The sequence below is a fragment of the Rhodoplanes sp. JGI PP 4-B12 genome, from assembly GCF_900188135.1.
This window is the reverse complement of the sequence record NZ_FYEN01000004.1, coordinates 1-13,618: the sequence shown is the minus strand read 5'-3', so window position 1 is coordinate 13,618 and position 13,618 is coordinate 1. Positions and strand designations below refer to the sequence as shown.

Genomic DNA, 13,618 nt, shown 5'->3' with positions numbered 1-13,618 from the left:
CGGTAAAGCTGTCGTCGGTTTGGCCAAGCATCATCGTCGCCATCGGCGGGTCGGTCCGCCCGACGTCAAGCAGGTCCCTGGCGGTGCTCTCGTATTTCTGTAGCTTTCCCTGAAGGGTGCTCAGCTCGGTCTTTACCTCAGCGGAAAGATCCGGCCGTTCCACTAGCTCATCGAAGCTTTTTCTGATCGTCGAGAAATCGGCTTCGATTTCGTTGCGGAGATTCTGCAGAAGCCTCTCGTTTACGCCGTTGCTGGCCCAGGACACATAGCGAAATATCCGCATATGTGCGGCGATCACGGAGGTGTTCACAACCACCGCGGCGCCGCGGGTCGGCAAGTTCGACCGTGAAAGCTCGTCCAAATTCCGGGCGACCTCGCGCGAGCCAAGTACCGCAATCACGCCCATCCCGATTAGACAGATCAATACAACGGCGGAAGCGATGAAGGCTTTAGTGCGAATTGTCAGGCGTGACAGAAATCCGGACGCCGGCCCCTTGGCGAATATGAGCATGCTGCTGCCTTTGCCCGGCCGTTTTCCTTCGTCGGCCGTTCGGGTCACTCCCGGTAGACTCCGACCCCAACGAAATAGTCGTCCATTTTTTCGATATAACTAGTTTTATCCTCGATCTTATTATTGATCGGATTAGGCCATTTGTAATTGACCCAGCCTGAGCCAGACCCGTTGGCGATGTCGATCATTTCGCGGATCAGGTATTTTCCGTCTTGATCCTTAAGGTCGAGGAGATTTTTACCTATGAGCGCCGGCCGAGCGCCATGCGCGACGCAATTGCCTCTTAAATCATAAATGAAGGGATAAAGATCGCGATCGTGAAAGTTAGTCGTAGACTTGTCAGAAACGGCTTTGAAAGTCTGATCGGCGCCGTCCCTGACGAACATCTCTTTCACGCGTTCGACCATCGCCATGGCCTCGTCCTTGTTGCCGTATTCACCGGCCGACGCATAAGAACATTGGGTCAGCAACATGACGGCCACGAACGAGGCAAGCAGGCGAACCATAGCGGGGCTCCACGAGGGAAATAGCCAGCCGGGTCACAATGGTCGCCCACCATTTAAGGATTATTTAATCTGATCGTGCAGCGAGCACGATTTGCCTTGACGAAGCATCTTGCTGGGTTTTCGTCCCGGTCTCGAACTACCCCCGGTAGCGCAGGGTGCGTCCTACCTATCGACCGGCATTCAAAACATCCGCGATCCAATCGAACATGTAGTGCACGCCGATAGTGATATTATCGACCTGGCAGTGGTGGAAACCGCCTTCCTCGCGACTGAATATCTTAAGCGCCTTCTGCTTGGAGCCCACGGCCTCAAAGAGCTTTTCCGCCAACTCAAGTGGAATCTGCTCATCGCCGGCGCCGTGCAGCAACAAAAACGGACAGGCCATTTTTTGCACGATGCCGTCGAGGCGAAAGGCTTCGAGTTTTTTGAGGGCGGCGGCACGGTCAGAAACGCCGAGCACCCACTGCAGATGTTCCGGCGGCACCGAAAGCGACAACACCTTGCCAGAATCGAGCTCTTCGAGACGGCGGGCCCAAATCTCGTGATAGTCCCACTGGGCGCCCCAAGCGACGCAGCAGGCAAAGCGCGGCTCGAGTGACGCGGCGCGCGGCGCGTAATAGCCGCCGAGCGACAGTGCCATTACCCCAATTCGATTTGGATCGAATTCGCGCCGCGCGGCAAGATATTGATATGCCGGTGTCGCGTAATTTTCGGTCTCGGCGATCAGCGGCAGGTTGCGAAACCGCACGCTCTCGCCATTGCCCGGCCCGTCGACCACGAGACAACCGATGCCGCGCGCGGCGAGATCGGGAATGCCGTAGCCGTATTGCAGCTCTTTGGTGACGTCGAAACCGTCGAAAAATACCATTGCCGGCGCCGGCCGCGCACCCGTGGCCTCGGGGTTTGGATGCACCAGCAGCGCCGGCAAGCTTGTGTTCTCGTAAGGAATCTCGACCGGCTCGATTCGTGGGCGGGGGATCAACGCCGCCGCTTCCTTGAAGAGCTTCACTGAACGCGCATAGACATCCATGCTCCGCTGTGAACGCGGATGCAAAAATCGTTCGCCGGTCTGATAGTAGCGTGTCACACGCATGAAGCAGGACGCGGCGGTCAGCTTGTGACCGGCACGCAGGGCGTCGCGGCCGCGCAACTCTATTTTTTCGCCCATGCGCGTCCATTCCTCGAACCAAGCCGTATCGTTGCCCACCTGATCGGCAAGGGCGCGGCCGACGCGGTTGACCTCATCGATCTCGACACCGGTCCATGGCGCCGCGGACAGGCAAATCAATAGCCCCATCGACCAGCGATAATTGCTCGGGAAGTAGAGAAAGGCCGGATCGTCCTTTTTGTCCTCCGGCATGGTTGCTCCATGGCTATAATTCGGGGCCGAAGTCTTCGACGAGGAAGCATATGCGGGCGGAAATAATCAAATATCCGATGGGCGCGCTTACGGCGGAGGGTGCGCTGATCTATGACGAGAATGTGTCCGGGAAACGCCCGGCATTATTGATGGCGCCGAATTGGATGGGCATGACTGACGGCGCCATAGAACGGGGCAGGCTTATAGCTGCGAGCCGCTACGTCGTTTTCGTCGCGGATATGTACGGCGCAGGAACACGGCCGGCCAACTTTGCTGAGGCAGCTGATTTGGCCAACCCGCTGCGTGCAGACGCCGTTGAGCAGCGCAAGCGCATTAGGGCCGCATTCGAGGCAATGATCGCGGAAGGGCAAAGGCGTACGCTAATCGACGAGCGGCGCGCGGCGGTCGGTTTTTGTTTCGGTGGCGGCAACGTTTTGGAGCTGGCGCGCGACGGCGCCGACATTGCCTCGGCGGTCTCTATTCACGGCGATCTAAAAACGGCGCTCCAGGCGCGGAAAGGGGCGGTCAAAGCCGCGCTCCTGGTGGCTCACGGCGCGCCGGACCCGGTCGCCCCAAAAGTGGACCGGGATGCTTTTGAAGCGGAAATGGATGCAGCCGGTGCGAAATGGCAGATGGTCCTGTTCTCAGGGGTTCTGCATGCCTTTACCGACCAGGGGGCAGATGTACCGGGGGTCGCCGCCTGGGACGAACCGGCGGCGCGGCAAACCTACGCCCTTATGCACCAATTTCTGGCAGATGCGTTTGCCGCACGGCTTTGAGCCGTCGCTAAAAATGAGTTTCTTCCGGATCGCGCGGTTTCGGATCACACGCGGGGCGCGAAGTTCCCATAGGGCTGTGGCCAATGCGGCGGAGTGCCCCTCCCTGGCAGGCCGATCCTTGCGTTTGATCCGCAAAATCGTACCGAACCGCTTTGTCAGTTGAGGCCTGCGCTGGGCCGTGACAACATTAGCCATCATCTTTTCGTGGGTCCTCTTGCAACATGGCACGTCGGAAATATTCCTGGACATCTCTGACCGACGATGAGCTGCTTGAGGTCCGGCTGAAAGATCTCAGGGTCACCGTCAAAGGCACCTGGCTCGAGAAATGCCTTCGCGCGCTCAATGGGGAGCTTGCCGAGCACGATATTCGCGTACGGCCGCATGCCTGGATTTCGAGCGAATGGTTTAGCCCGGAGAGCACCCCCGGCATCGCAATTCCATTCTATCTGGCGCATTCCCGGCTTATGCAGCTGGAAAAGAAAATGATCCTCGAGGTCGAGGGCGGAACGTGGTCCGAATGTATGCGCATCCTGCGGCATGAATGCGGTCACGTCGTAACTCATGCCTATCAGCTCTATCGCAGGCGCCGCTGGCAGCAATTATTCGGCCCGTCATCCAAGCGCTATCCGCGCTATTACCGCGCCAATCCCGCGAGCCGCAATCACGTCCAAAATTTGCGGTTATGGTACGCGCAAAGCCATCCCGATGAGGATTTTGCCGAGACGTTTGCAGTATGGCTTCGTCCGCGGTCTCACTGGCGCACGCGCTATGCCGATTGGCCCGCGCTTAAAAAACTGGAATACGTCGATGAACTTATGGAGGAAATAGCTGGTAAGCGTCCGGCGCTCACGCATCGTGAAAAAGTTGATCCGCTCAGCACGCTCACCCAGACACTCGGCGAATATTATAAGAAAAAGCGCGCGCTCTATCTCGTCGACACGCCCAAAACCTACGATCGCGATTTGCGGCGCTTGTTCTCGGACGATCCGAAGCACTATCGCTCGGAAGCAGCGTCGTCGTTCATCAGGCGCAACCGCGCCAGCGTGCGGGAATTGGTCGCCAAGTGGACGGGAGAATATCAGCTCACCTTTGATGCCGTGTTGGACGACATGATCCAACGCTGCCGCGAACTTAATTTGCGCGCAGTAGGTCCCGAACGGAAATTGCTCATGGAATTCACGGTGCTGTTGACCGCCAAAACCATGCATGCATTGTTCGGTCCGTCGCGGCGCAGGTGGATCGCATTATGAAACGGCTTCGCGTCCTGGTGCTCGTACACCCGGACCTGATACCTCCGGAGTCGACCAAAGGTTTTAGCGAGCAAGAAATCAATGTTTGGAAAACCGAATACGACGTGGTGACCACATTGCGCACCGCCGGGCACGAGGTGCGGCCGCTTGGAGTACATGACGAGCTAAAACCGATCCGCGACGATATCGAGGCTTGGAAGCCTGATGTCGTATTCACCTTGCTGGAGCAATTTCACGGCGAGGCGATTTACGATCAGAACGTCGTCAGTTATCTTGAACTGCTGCGCGTTCCTTACACCGGCTGTAATCCGCGCGGATTAATGCTGGCACGCGGCAAGGATCTATCCAAGACACTCGTTCATTATCACCGCGTCCCGGTGCCGGCCTTCGCGGTTTTTCCAATGCATCGCAAAGTTAAGCGGCCAGCGCGGCTCGCCTTGCCGATGATCGTAAAAAGCGTCAATGAGGATGCGTCTTATGGCATTTCACAAGCGTCCGTCGTTGATAGCGACGAGAAGCTCGCCGAGCGCGTCCAATTCATCCACGAGCGCATCGGCACGGCCGCGATCGCCGAGCAGTATATTGAAGGCCGCGAAATCTATGTCAGTATTGTCGGCAATGAGCGCTTGCTGGTGCTGCCGGTCTGGGAACTGCAATTCAAGAATATGCCACAGGGCGATTGGCTGATCGCCACCGAAAAGGTCAAGCACGATACCGACTACCAAGAGCGGCGCGGCATCCTGCACGGCCCCGCCAAGGACCTTGCGCCGGAATTGGCCTCGCGCATCCAGGGTTTGGCGAAGCGGGTTTATCGGACGCTCGAACTCGACGGCTACGCGCGAATCGACTTCCGCCTTGCAGCTGACGGCACTCCCTATTTTCTGGAAGCAAATCCCAATCCTGAAATTGCAGAGAGTCAGGAATTTGCCACGGCCGCGCGTCACGTCGGGATCAATTATTCGGATCTACTGCACCGGATCGTGGCGCTTGGCATGCGACGCGGCAGGACGAGCATTGCCGCGCAATAAGGCGGTGGCCTTACAGACCTATGCGCTTTTGCGCCTTTCGCGATTGCCGCGCTGGACATGCGCCGCTTCGTGCTTTGAAGCATGGCCTGCGTGTGCGGCAGAAGCCGCTTCGTGCTTCGAGTTATGGCCTTCGCGCGCGGCAGAAGCCGTTTCGTGCTTCGAGCTATGGCCTTCGCGCGCGGCAGAAGCCGCTTCGTGCTTTGAAGCATGGCCTGCATGCGCGAGGCGGCGGGCTTCACCGTGCACTCGCGCATGTTTGTTTTCACGTGTTTGCTTCGCCGTGCTCCGTGCCGTCGATACTGCAGAAAGGCTTGCGTCCAAATCCTGCTCGCTTTCCGCCCGCGCGTATTTGGCGCGCTCAAGCTCGGTCTGATGCGAATGTTCCTGCTCGACATTGGCAAAAGCCGGCAAGCTGCGGCATGGCAGGTGAGGAACGAATGTCAGTGCGTTGTTGTCGATCGACATTTTCCTCCAGGCTTCGACCGACAGCCCGGTGACGCGTACGACATAGTCGCGCGTCTCGCGCGGCAAACCGGCGCGACGCTCCAACCATTCGATGACGCGATGCGCGCCGGCATTGTAGGCGGCTGCGACAAAGCCGAGATTGCCAAACTGCAGGCGGAGTCTTTGCAAAAAGCGAGCCGAGGCGGGAATCGCCTGCATGGGATCGAACGGATCTGCAAGCCCGGTTTCTGCCGCCACCTTTGGCATGAACTGGGCGATCCCGAGCGCGCCCTTTTTGCTAACCTCACGCTCGCGTAGCCGACTCTCCTGCCACAGCAGATTAGCGAAGAACGGCACAGGCAAATCGTTGTCTTGCGCCGACGTGAACAGCGTGTTGCACAAATTATCGAGCGATTTCTGCTCCCCTTGGCTTGTCCCATTGTACGGCTGCGTCGCCACGCTGCCCACAACATCCACGTCCGAGTCCGCCTCTGGCTCCTCGTCTGGGCCAAGTGACGCCAGCCTTAAAGGACTGTTGTAGGCTTCACGCCTGAGCACTTCGACCCGCAGAAGGCGTGGTTGCTGAAGCGCCGCCAAGCTGAGGCGGTCCCCTCTGCCGTGGGCCGACTCGATCTCGACAAGGTCGAGAGCAGAAGCGCGGTCACCGCGAATATTGTCGCCAAACGCCGAATAGTCCGACTCCGGGGTAGCGCCCGCGAGCCCGAGCAGCAGGATTGCAACCACAAGAATTGCACGCATCCCCGTTCCCTCACAGAAGGTTGCGTAACGGCGCCGCGCTGGCGCCGCGAGAGGCGGTGATTAAGAGACTTCCCCTCGACAAGTGCGGTCGACCTGGAATTTCCGACGGCCCGGCGGCACGACTTCATCGGAAGTTCAGATCAAACGGCTTGCACTCCACCCTCAATTTCCTGGCGTGCCTACAATTGCGGTCTCCGCTGCGGAATGCCGCCAAGCGTGCGGACATCGGAATCAAGGCACTCGCGGCGGCTCATGCCGGTTCAAGGGGGCGGCTTTTTGAGCATATTGTGAGGCATACGTGACGAATTGCGGCATCGGCGGAGCAGTCGGAACTTGCAGCCGCGCTGGATCTGGGAGCGCGGCTTGCGCGCGTCCGGCACTTAGTTACGATTGAGACCAATAGGCAGGCGCGCGCCAAAGCGTCAGTCGGAATTCTATTTGTCTGCGCAAATCGCAATCAGCATAAGACACATAACTACTTGATATTATATGATAATCTGTAATGCGGGAGTAGGTAAACGATCCCCATGAATGAGATCGAGCGACAAGCCGTTTCGCGAACAGTCGACAGCACGAATGCGCGCGAGCAAGTTCAATATCAGTCCGGTTTCGGCAACCACTTCGTCACCGAGGCAGTACCCGGCGCGCTGCCGGAGGGGCGCAATTCGCCGCAGCGGCCGCCACACGGCCTCTATGCGGAATTGATCTCCGGCACCTCCTTTACGGCGCCGCGGCACGACAATCGCCGAACCTGGACCTATCGCATTCAGCCCTCCGTGGTGCACCGCCCGTATGCGCGCATCGATAACCGTTCGATCCGCAGCGCACCCTTCAACGATATCGATGCCACCCCGACGCAGCTCCGCTGGAGTCCCGTGCCCGTTCCACAGGAGTCCACGGACTTTGTCGAAGGTCTGGTTACCCTCGGCGGCAACGGCGACGTCGCGATGCAGGTTGGCATTGCGGTCCACATTTACGCCGCGAACCGCTCCATGACCGACCGCTGCTTCTACAATGCCGACGGCGAAATGCTGATCGTGCCACAGCAGGGCCACGCCCGCTTGGTCACCGAACTCGGGATTATCGAAGCTGCGCCAAGCGAAATTGCGGTCATCCCGCGGGGCCTGCGCTTTCGCGTCGAACTGCCCGACGGGCCCTCGCGCGGTTACGTCTGCGAAAATTATGGACCGATGCTCCGCCTGCCGGAGCTCGGCCCGCTCGGTTCGAATGGCCTTGCCAACCCGCGCGACTTTCTCAGTCCAGTGGCCGCTTATGAAGACACCAGCGACCGCTGCATTTTGGTATCGAAATTCCAGGGCAATTTATGGGCGGCGGAGATGGACCATTCGCCGCTCAATGTCGTGGCTTGGCATGGCAATTTGGCGCCTTACAAGTACGACCTGACGCGTTTTATGGTGATCGGCACGGTTAGTTTCGATCATCCCGACCCGTCGATCTATACGGTGCTGAGCGCGCCCTCGGATGTGCCCGGGACCGCCAATGTCGACTTCGTGGTGTTTCCGCCGCGCTGGCTGGTGGGTGAGGACACGTTCCGGCCGCCCTGGTTTCATCGCAACACCATGACCGAGTTCATGGGCCTGTTGCAGGGCGTCTATGACGCTAAGGCCGAGGGTTTCCTCCCCGGCGGCGCGAGTCTCCACAATTGTATGAGCGCCCATGGACCGGATGCTGAAACCTGGGAACGGGCGACCCGCGCCGAACTAAAACCGCATAAGCTCGAAGATACGATGGCGTTCATGTTCGAAAGCCGTTACGCCATGCGGCTTACGCGCTACGCCATCGAATCCTCAGAGCTGCAACATGATTATTTCGAAGGTTGGCAAGGCTTGGCGAAACATTTCCGCAAGCCGAGCTCGTGACCTGCAGTACCGAGCTTGTTCCTGACATATTGAAGGACAGACAAATGGTGTTTTTCAGAAAAATACTATGGGTCGGTGCCGCATTTGCTGTCACGCTGCTCGCGGCCGCCGCTACTGCGCGGGCGCAGAGCTATCCGACGCGGCCGATCACAGCGATTGTGCCCTTCGCCGGCGGTAGCGCAAGCGACGTGGTCAGTCGCATTTTGTTTGATCACATGGCGAAATCCATAGGGCAGTCGATCGTTGTCGAAAATCGGCCTGGGGCAGGCGGCAATAGCGGCACTGCCGACGCCGCCAAAGCGCCGGCCGACGGCTATACGATCGTTGGTGGCGGATCGGGGCCGGTTGCGGCCAATGTCACGCTCTACAAGCATCTCGACTACGATCCACAAAAGGATCTAGTAATCGTCTCACCCTTCGCATCCTTCACGATCGTCGTGGTTGCCAGCAACAAATTGCCGGTGAACAGCCTGCAAGAGCTGATTGCCTACGCGCAGGCTCACCCCGGCGAGCTTAATTACGGCTCGGTCGGAATCGGCAGCTCACAGCATCTCGCTGGTGAGTATTTCGCTCAGCTCACCGGCGTGAAAATTACGCACGTCCCGTATCGCAATATTGGGCAGTACATGCCGGACCTCATGTCCGGCCAAGTGCCGCTCGGTTTTCAATGGTACCCCAACATCTCTGCCGCGCTCGCCGCGAAAGGCGCGAAGGCGCTTGCTGTCGCGGGCGCCAATCGCTTGGAGGCGCTCCCGGATGTGCCCACGACGAAGGAAGCGGGCCTGCCGCCATATGTCGTCTCTGGCTGGTTTGCACTGTTAGCGCCGGCCCGCACGCCGCCCGTAATCCTTGCAAAGCTCAACAGTGCATTGAAAGCCGCAGTCGAGGAGCCGTCCGTCCGCGCGCGGTTTGCCCAGCAGGGGGCAGAGGCCATTTACATGAGCCTCGATCAGTCCAAAAAATTTATCGGCGATGAAATCGTCAAGTACCACGACATCATCACTAAAGCGGGCGTTCCGCAGATTGACTAGGGCGTGTACTCGTAAATGCCGTGGGGGCGTTGTCAGCTTTTGGGCGAATAGCGGAAATCGTGACTTGACCGCGTCATGTCCGGTTGTGACCCGTTGGCGACAGGGTCGGGTATTAGCCGGACGGGAAAAACGAACGCTTCAATTGAATTGACCGGGCGTCGCCGGGCATGCTTGTTCCCTACCAGATCACCTCATAATCCAAGTAGTATCGCGCCCATGCCCAAACTCTACGAGGCCCTCGCAGAAGCGTTCCTTGCGGAGGGAGTCGACACGCAATTCGTCCTGATGGGCGACGGCAACATGCACTGGTCCACCGCCCTTGCCAAACTGCCGGGCGTGCATACCGTCCACGTGAGGCACGAGCACTGTACCGTAGCGGCGGCGACAGCCTACAACGTAGCAACCGGCAAGGTCGCCGTTGCCTCGGTCACGTGCGGCCCTGGCGTGACCCAGTTAATGACGGCGTTGCCGGCCGCGGTTCGCGCCCGCCTGCCGATGGTGGTGTTCGCCGGCGAGGCGCCGATCAACGCCAAGTTCTACAACCAGTACATCGACCAGGCGCCCCTAGTGACGGCGACCGGGGCGCATTACATCGCTGCGCATAGCGTGCCGCGCATGATGGACTACGTGCGCGAGGCCTTTCATATCGCCAAGTATGAGCGGTGCCCCGTGGTGCTGGGCATTCCCTACGACCTACAGAAGGTCGAACACATGGCCAACCAGCCCTACGAGACCTCGGCGATGTACCAGCCCAAGGTGGGGCGCATGCAGCCCGATCCCGAGATCGTGGCCGAGGCCGTCGAGCGGCTGGCCACGGCAAAGCGGCCGATTATCCTCGGTGGCCGTGGCGTGCTGTGGTCCGGCGCACGAGATGCGGTGATCAAGCTCGCCGATCGTTGCGGCGCCTTGCTCTCCAACACGCTGCCTGCGCGCGGTCTTTTCCACGACCACCCGTTCGGGCTCGGCACCACCGGCAGCTACTTCACGTCGTTGGGCAGAGAGATGTACGAGTCCGCGGACGTAGTGCTCGCGGTCGGTACGAGCCTATCCTACTACGTCGGCGGCGGGCACTACTTCGCAAAGGCCTGCAAGATCCAGTTGGACGATGCCCCACGCGGCTTGCGCGATGGACAGAAGGCCGCCGACATCTACCTCAGATCAGATGCGCTCATCGGCGTCGAGGCAATTCTTGCCGGCCTCGACAAGAAGTTGGGCGTTGGCAAACCGACGGCGGCGGCTATACGCTCGAAAGAGCTCGCGCATCGCATCGCGACCGAGCCAGCGGACTCGAAGCCATTCGACATCGCGCCTGGCATGCTGGATCCACGCGAGGTGATCCGGGCCATCGACGCGGTCGTTCCAAAGGATTGGGACATCGTCGTCGGCGGCGGCCATCAGGCCTATTTCAACACCCAGATGCGTGGCAGGCCGGCGGAGCGCTACACGACCGTCCGTGAATTTGGCGCGGTCGGCAACGGCCTGTCGTATGCGCTTGGGGTTGCGGCTGCGCGCTGGCAGGGCCGTGAGGGCAAGATCGTGCTGTTCGAAGGCGACGGTGGGCTCTTATTCCATATCCAGGAACTCGAGACGCTCAAGCGTCAAGGATTTCGCATCCTGATCTGCGCGATGAACGACGGCGGATACGGCTCGGAGTTTCACAAGCTTCGCGCCGACGGCCTCGACGATCGCTTGGCTGTGTTCGGCCGGCCCGCGCTTGAAAACATCGCACGCGGCTTCGGCCTTCGCGGCCACGAGATACGCGATGTGTCGGCAATCCCAAAGCTGTTCGCCGACTTCGCCGCGCAAGGCGAAAGCGAAATGTGGAACATCCAGATCTCAGATAAGGTCACGGCGCCGGTGATCCGCCAGACCATCAAGCGCGGGCACGGCAATATGTGAGCATTTCTAACCGGTCGCTATTGGCACCAAGCCGACTTCTCGATGCCATCAGTTAATGTTGGTTGCCCCGGCGGTCGGTTGCCTGGCGCGCTTGGCGTCCAATGCGTTGAATTCGCCCAGCGTGCCGCGCTCGGCGATCACCATGACGGCCGGGATCTGATACGGCAGCACCAGCGAAGCGAATGCATTAGCGATCAGCGCAAAGCCCGACGTCTGCATCATCACCGCGCCACGGAGCCCCGCCATATAGGCGCCGCTCACGGCACCGTTTGCTTCGTCTTCGCGCGTGGCGGTGACCGGTAAAAAATAATTGTCGGCGTTAACTCCAGCGATCAGCGGCGTGAGCACGTTGTCCGGCACATAGGTGATGAGCCGGACGTCGTTATCCTTCAACAGTTTGAGGAACGTCTCGGACCAGCTCATTTTGGATTTCACTGATAGACGAGCGCGCACAATGGCAACAGGCCGGGGCAGCGGATAGGCTGTAGTCTGGGCCCGACTGTCGGCCGTCAGCGGCCGGTCGGGCAAGAAAAAAGTGGAGGCAAAAAGTGCAGGAGGGCGTGGCGAGATTGACGGCGCTTGCTTTCATTGCGGCAGCGGCGATCTTCTTCGTCATAGCCGTGGGACTAGCGGCAGATAATTACCCCACCCGCCCGATCATTCTCGTTATCCCGCTGCCGCCTGGCGGCACCAACGATATTATGGCTCGTGCGGTCGCCGATAAGATGAGCGCCGCGCTCGGGCACCGGATCGTCATCGAAAATCGCAATGCGGGTGGCAGCGGTACGGTAGGAACCCGCGAAGTCGCACGCGCTGCTCCCGACGGTTACACGATCATTCTCGGCTACACCTCGACGCTGGCGACGGGTCCGCACATTTTCAGCAATGTCGGTTACGATCCGCGCAAGGATTTCGCGCCGCTCGGCCTGATCGCGTCGGCGCCGGCACTGTTGCTCGTTCATCGCGATCTGCCGGTTCACACCGTCGGCGAACTGATCGCATTAATGAAGGCGTCCAAGGAGCCTTATCAGGTCGCGACGCCCGGCGCCGGCACTGTCAACTATCTTGCTTCGATCCTTTTCGCCCAACAGGCGGGAGTCCGGGTTCAGCAGATAATCGAGAAAGGCTCCAATCCGCTGATCACGGATATGATGGGCGGGTTCGTCAAAGTTGGATTCAATCCGATTCCGGTATCGCGAGCGGCGCTCGACGGCGGCTATGTCCGCGCTTTGGCCGTAACGTCGAGCAAACATTCAACCTTGATGCCCGAGTTGCCGACGCTCGCGGAGTCCGGGTTATCCGGATTCGATGCCACGCTGACCTATGGATTGCTGGCACCCGCGCGCACGCCTCGCCCGATCGTCGAGCGGCTGAACCAGGAACTGCGCGCCGCCCTCGGCAGCGATGAGGTTCGCGCGCGCATTATCGCCGAAGGGGGCGAGCCCGAACCGACCACGCCAGAACAGCACGCGGCAGTAATCGACCGGGAAGAATCAAAATGGTCGGCGGTGATCCGCGAAGCTGGAATCGAAGGCCGCTAAAGCGAAATGATTTTAGGTTGAATCGCCATTTCGCTTTCGCTCATCGTTTGAGCATGATCTTTTCCGAAAACCGGTTTCCACTTTTCGGGATCATGCTCTAACGAACGTCCACTCAGCTATAGGCGACGCCCGAAGCCGCCGCGGAAGCCGGTCGTCAGCAGTGAAATAACGAACAGCACCAAAGCGACGAAGAATACGATCTTCGCGATGCCCACCGCGGCTCCTGCAATCCCGCCGAAACCCAAAATGCCGGCGATGAGGGCGATGATCAAAAGCGTGATGACGAGGCTCAACATTTTGCGCTCCGCATGTCAGTTGCCGAGCAATAAACTCGCCACAACCAGTGCGGTTCCGCGCGTCGACTGTCAGGCTTGATCGGGATCGTTCCTCGGCGGGGACAGTAAGATTCCAAGCAGAAGCAAAAGCGTCAGTGTCGTGTAGACCTGAAGTTCCGAGTTGTGCAGCGCAAGCGCGAATTGACCGCAAATGCGATCGAGCTCAGCGAGTAGCGAGCCAGTCATTAGTAATGCCCCTCGTCTTTGGTCACCCGGCGTTCGTCGAATCGGCTGCGAAATGAGCGAAAGTGTGACCGAGCGCAGATCGAGACGCGAGCTTCGTTCTCCGTAGCGG

Annotated in this window: 14 protein-coding genes; 7 read left to right on the top strand and 7 right to left on the bottom strand. The window is 59.4% G+C overall.

All coding sequences use genetic code 11. The annotated features are described in order from the left end of the window. The 3 genes from CFA80_RS00390 to CFA80_RS00380 all read right to left on the bottom strand — a co-directional run. The coding region (locus CFA80_RS00390) for an MCP four helix bundle domain-containing protein (protein ID WP_143549652.1) at window positions 1-559 on the bottom strand (559 nt) is incomplete at its 3' end. Continuing rightward, a complete protein-coding gene (locus tag CFA80_RS00385) occupies window positions 556-1,017 on the bottom strand; it encodes a cache domain-containing protein (RefSeq protein ID WP_088518398.1) in 462 nt (153 codons plus the stop codon). The genes CFA80_RS00385 and CFA80_RS00390, both read right to left, overlap by 4 nt. Before the next feature lie 166 nt (window positions 1,018-1,183). Further along, complete coding sequence (locus tag CFA80_RS00380) at window positions 1,184-2,377, bottom strand: prolyl oligopeptidase family serine peptidase (protein ID WP_088518397.1); 1,194 nt, start codon at window positions 2,375-2,377, stop codon at window positions 1,184-1,186. Between the two features lie 50 nt (window positions 2,378-2,427). On the opposite strand from CFA80_RS00380, the gene CFA80_RS00375 reads away from it, so the two are divergent. The 3 genes from CFA80_RS00375 to CFA80_RS00365 all read left to right on the top strand — a co-directional run bounded on the left by CFA80_RS00375 (window position 2,428) and on the right by CFA80_RS00365 (window position 5,434). Next, a complete protein-coding gene (locus CFA80_RS00375; protein ID WP_159454599.1) occupies window positions 2,428-3,156 on the top strand; it encodes a dienelactone hydrolase family protein in 729 nt (242 codons plus the stop codon). Between the two features lie 221 nt (window positions 3,157-3,377). Continuing rightward, on the top strand, window positions 3,378-4,406 hold the full coding sequence (locus CFA80_RS00370) for a putative zinc-binding metallopeptidase (protein WP_088518396.1): 1,029 nt from the start codon (window positions 3,378-3,380) through the stop codon (window positions 4,404-4,406). Continuing rightward, window positions 4,403-5,434, top strand: a complete 1,032-nt coding sequence (locus CFA80_RS00365) for an ATP-grasp domain-containing protein (protein WP_088518395.1) — start codon at window positions 4,403-4,405, stop codon at window positions 5,432-5,434. The genes CFA80_RS00370 and CFA80_RS00365 overlap by 4 nt, the downstream gene beginning before the upstream one ends. 18 nt (window positions 5,435-5,452) lie before the next feature. Here the strand turns inward: CFA80_RS00365 and CFA80_RS00360 are convergent, their stop codons facing one another. Further along, window positions 5,453-6,637 (bottom strand): lytic transglycosylase domain-containing protein, encoded by a 1,185-nt coding sequence (locus tag CFA80_RS00360; RefSeq protein ID WP_088518394.1) that lies wholly within the window; start codon window positions 6,635-6,637, stop codon window positions 5,453-5,455. Window positions 6,638-7,164: 527 nt separating this feature from the next. On the opposite strand from CFA80_RS00360, the gene hmgA reads away from it, so the two are divergent. The 3 genes from hmgA to CFA80_RS00345 all read left to right on the top strand — a co-directional run bounded on the left by hmgA (window position 7,165) and on the right by CFA80_RS00345 (window position 11,447). Further along, window positions 7,165-8,517 (top strand): homogentisate 1,2-dioxygenase, encoded by a 1,353-nt coding sequence (gene hmgA / locus CFA80_RS00355; RefSeq protein WP_088518393.1) that lies wholly within the window; start codon window positions 7,165-7,167, stop codon window positions 8,515-8,517. Between the two features lie 44 nt (window positions 8,518-8,561). Further along, window positions 8,562-9,548 carry a tripartite tricarboxylate transporter substrate binding protein gene (locus CFA80_RS00350; RefSeq protein WP_088518392.1) on the top strand — a complete coding sequence of 329 codons (987 nt, stop codon included), beginning with the start codon at window positions 8,562-8,564 and terminating at the stop codon, window positions 9,546-9,548. A 216-nt stretch (window positions 9,549-9,764) separates the two neighbouring features. Beyond that, entirely contained in the window at window positions 9,765-11,447 is a 1,683-nt protein-coding gene (locus CFA80_RS00345; RefSeq protein ID WP_088518391.1) for a thiamine pyrophosphate-binding protein, read from the top strand. Between the two features lie 48 nt (window positions 11,448-11,495). Here the strand turns inward: CFA80_RS00345 and CFA80_RS00340 are convergent, their stop codons facing one another. Continuing rightward, window positions 11,496-11,870: a hypothetical protein gene (locus CFA80_RS00340; RefSeq protein WP_088518390.1), complete on the bottom strand. Its 375-nt coding sequence runs from the start codon at window positions 11,868-11,870 to the stop codon at window positions 11,496-11,498. Between the two features lie 146 nt (window positions 11,871-12,016). On the opposite strand from CFA80_RS00340, the gene CFA80_RS00335 reads away from it, so the two are divergent. After that, the gene (locus tag CFA80_RS00335) at window positions 12,017-12,988 is read left to right on the top strand and encodes a tripartite tricarboxylate transporter substrate-binding protein (RefSeq protein ID WP_143549651.1); all 972 of its coding nucleotides are present in this window, start codon (window positions 12,017-12,019) and stop codon (window positions 12,986-12,988) included. Window positions 12,989-13,104: 116 nt separating this feature from the next. Here the strand turns inward: CFA80_RS00335 and CFA80_RS00330 are convergent, their stop codons facing one another. Together CFA80_RS00330 and CFA80_RS01100 are read right to left on the bottom strand one after the other, a co-directional pair. After that, window positions 13,105-13,284 carry a DUF1328 domain-containing protein gene (locus CFA80_RS00330; protein WP_088518388.1) on the bottom strand — a complete coding sequence of 60 codons (180 nt, stop codon included), beginning with the start codon at window positions 13,282-13,284 and terminating at the stop codon, window positions 13,105-13,107. A gap of 69 nt (window positions 13,285-13,353) precedes the next feature. After that, window positions 13,354-13,618: hypothetical protein (locus CFA80_RS01100; RefSeq protein WP_159454598.1), on the bottom strand; the 265-nt coding region annotated here is incomplete at its 5' end.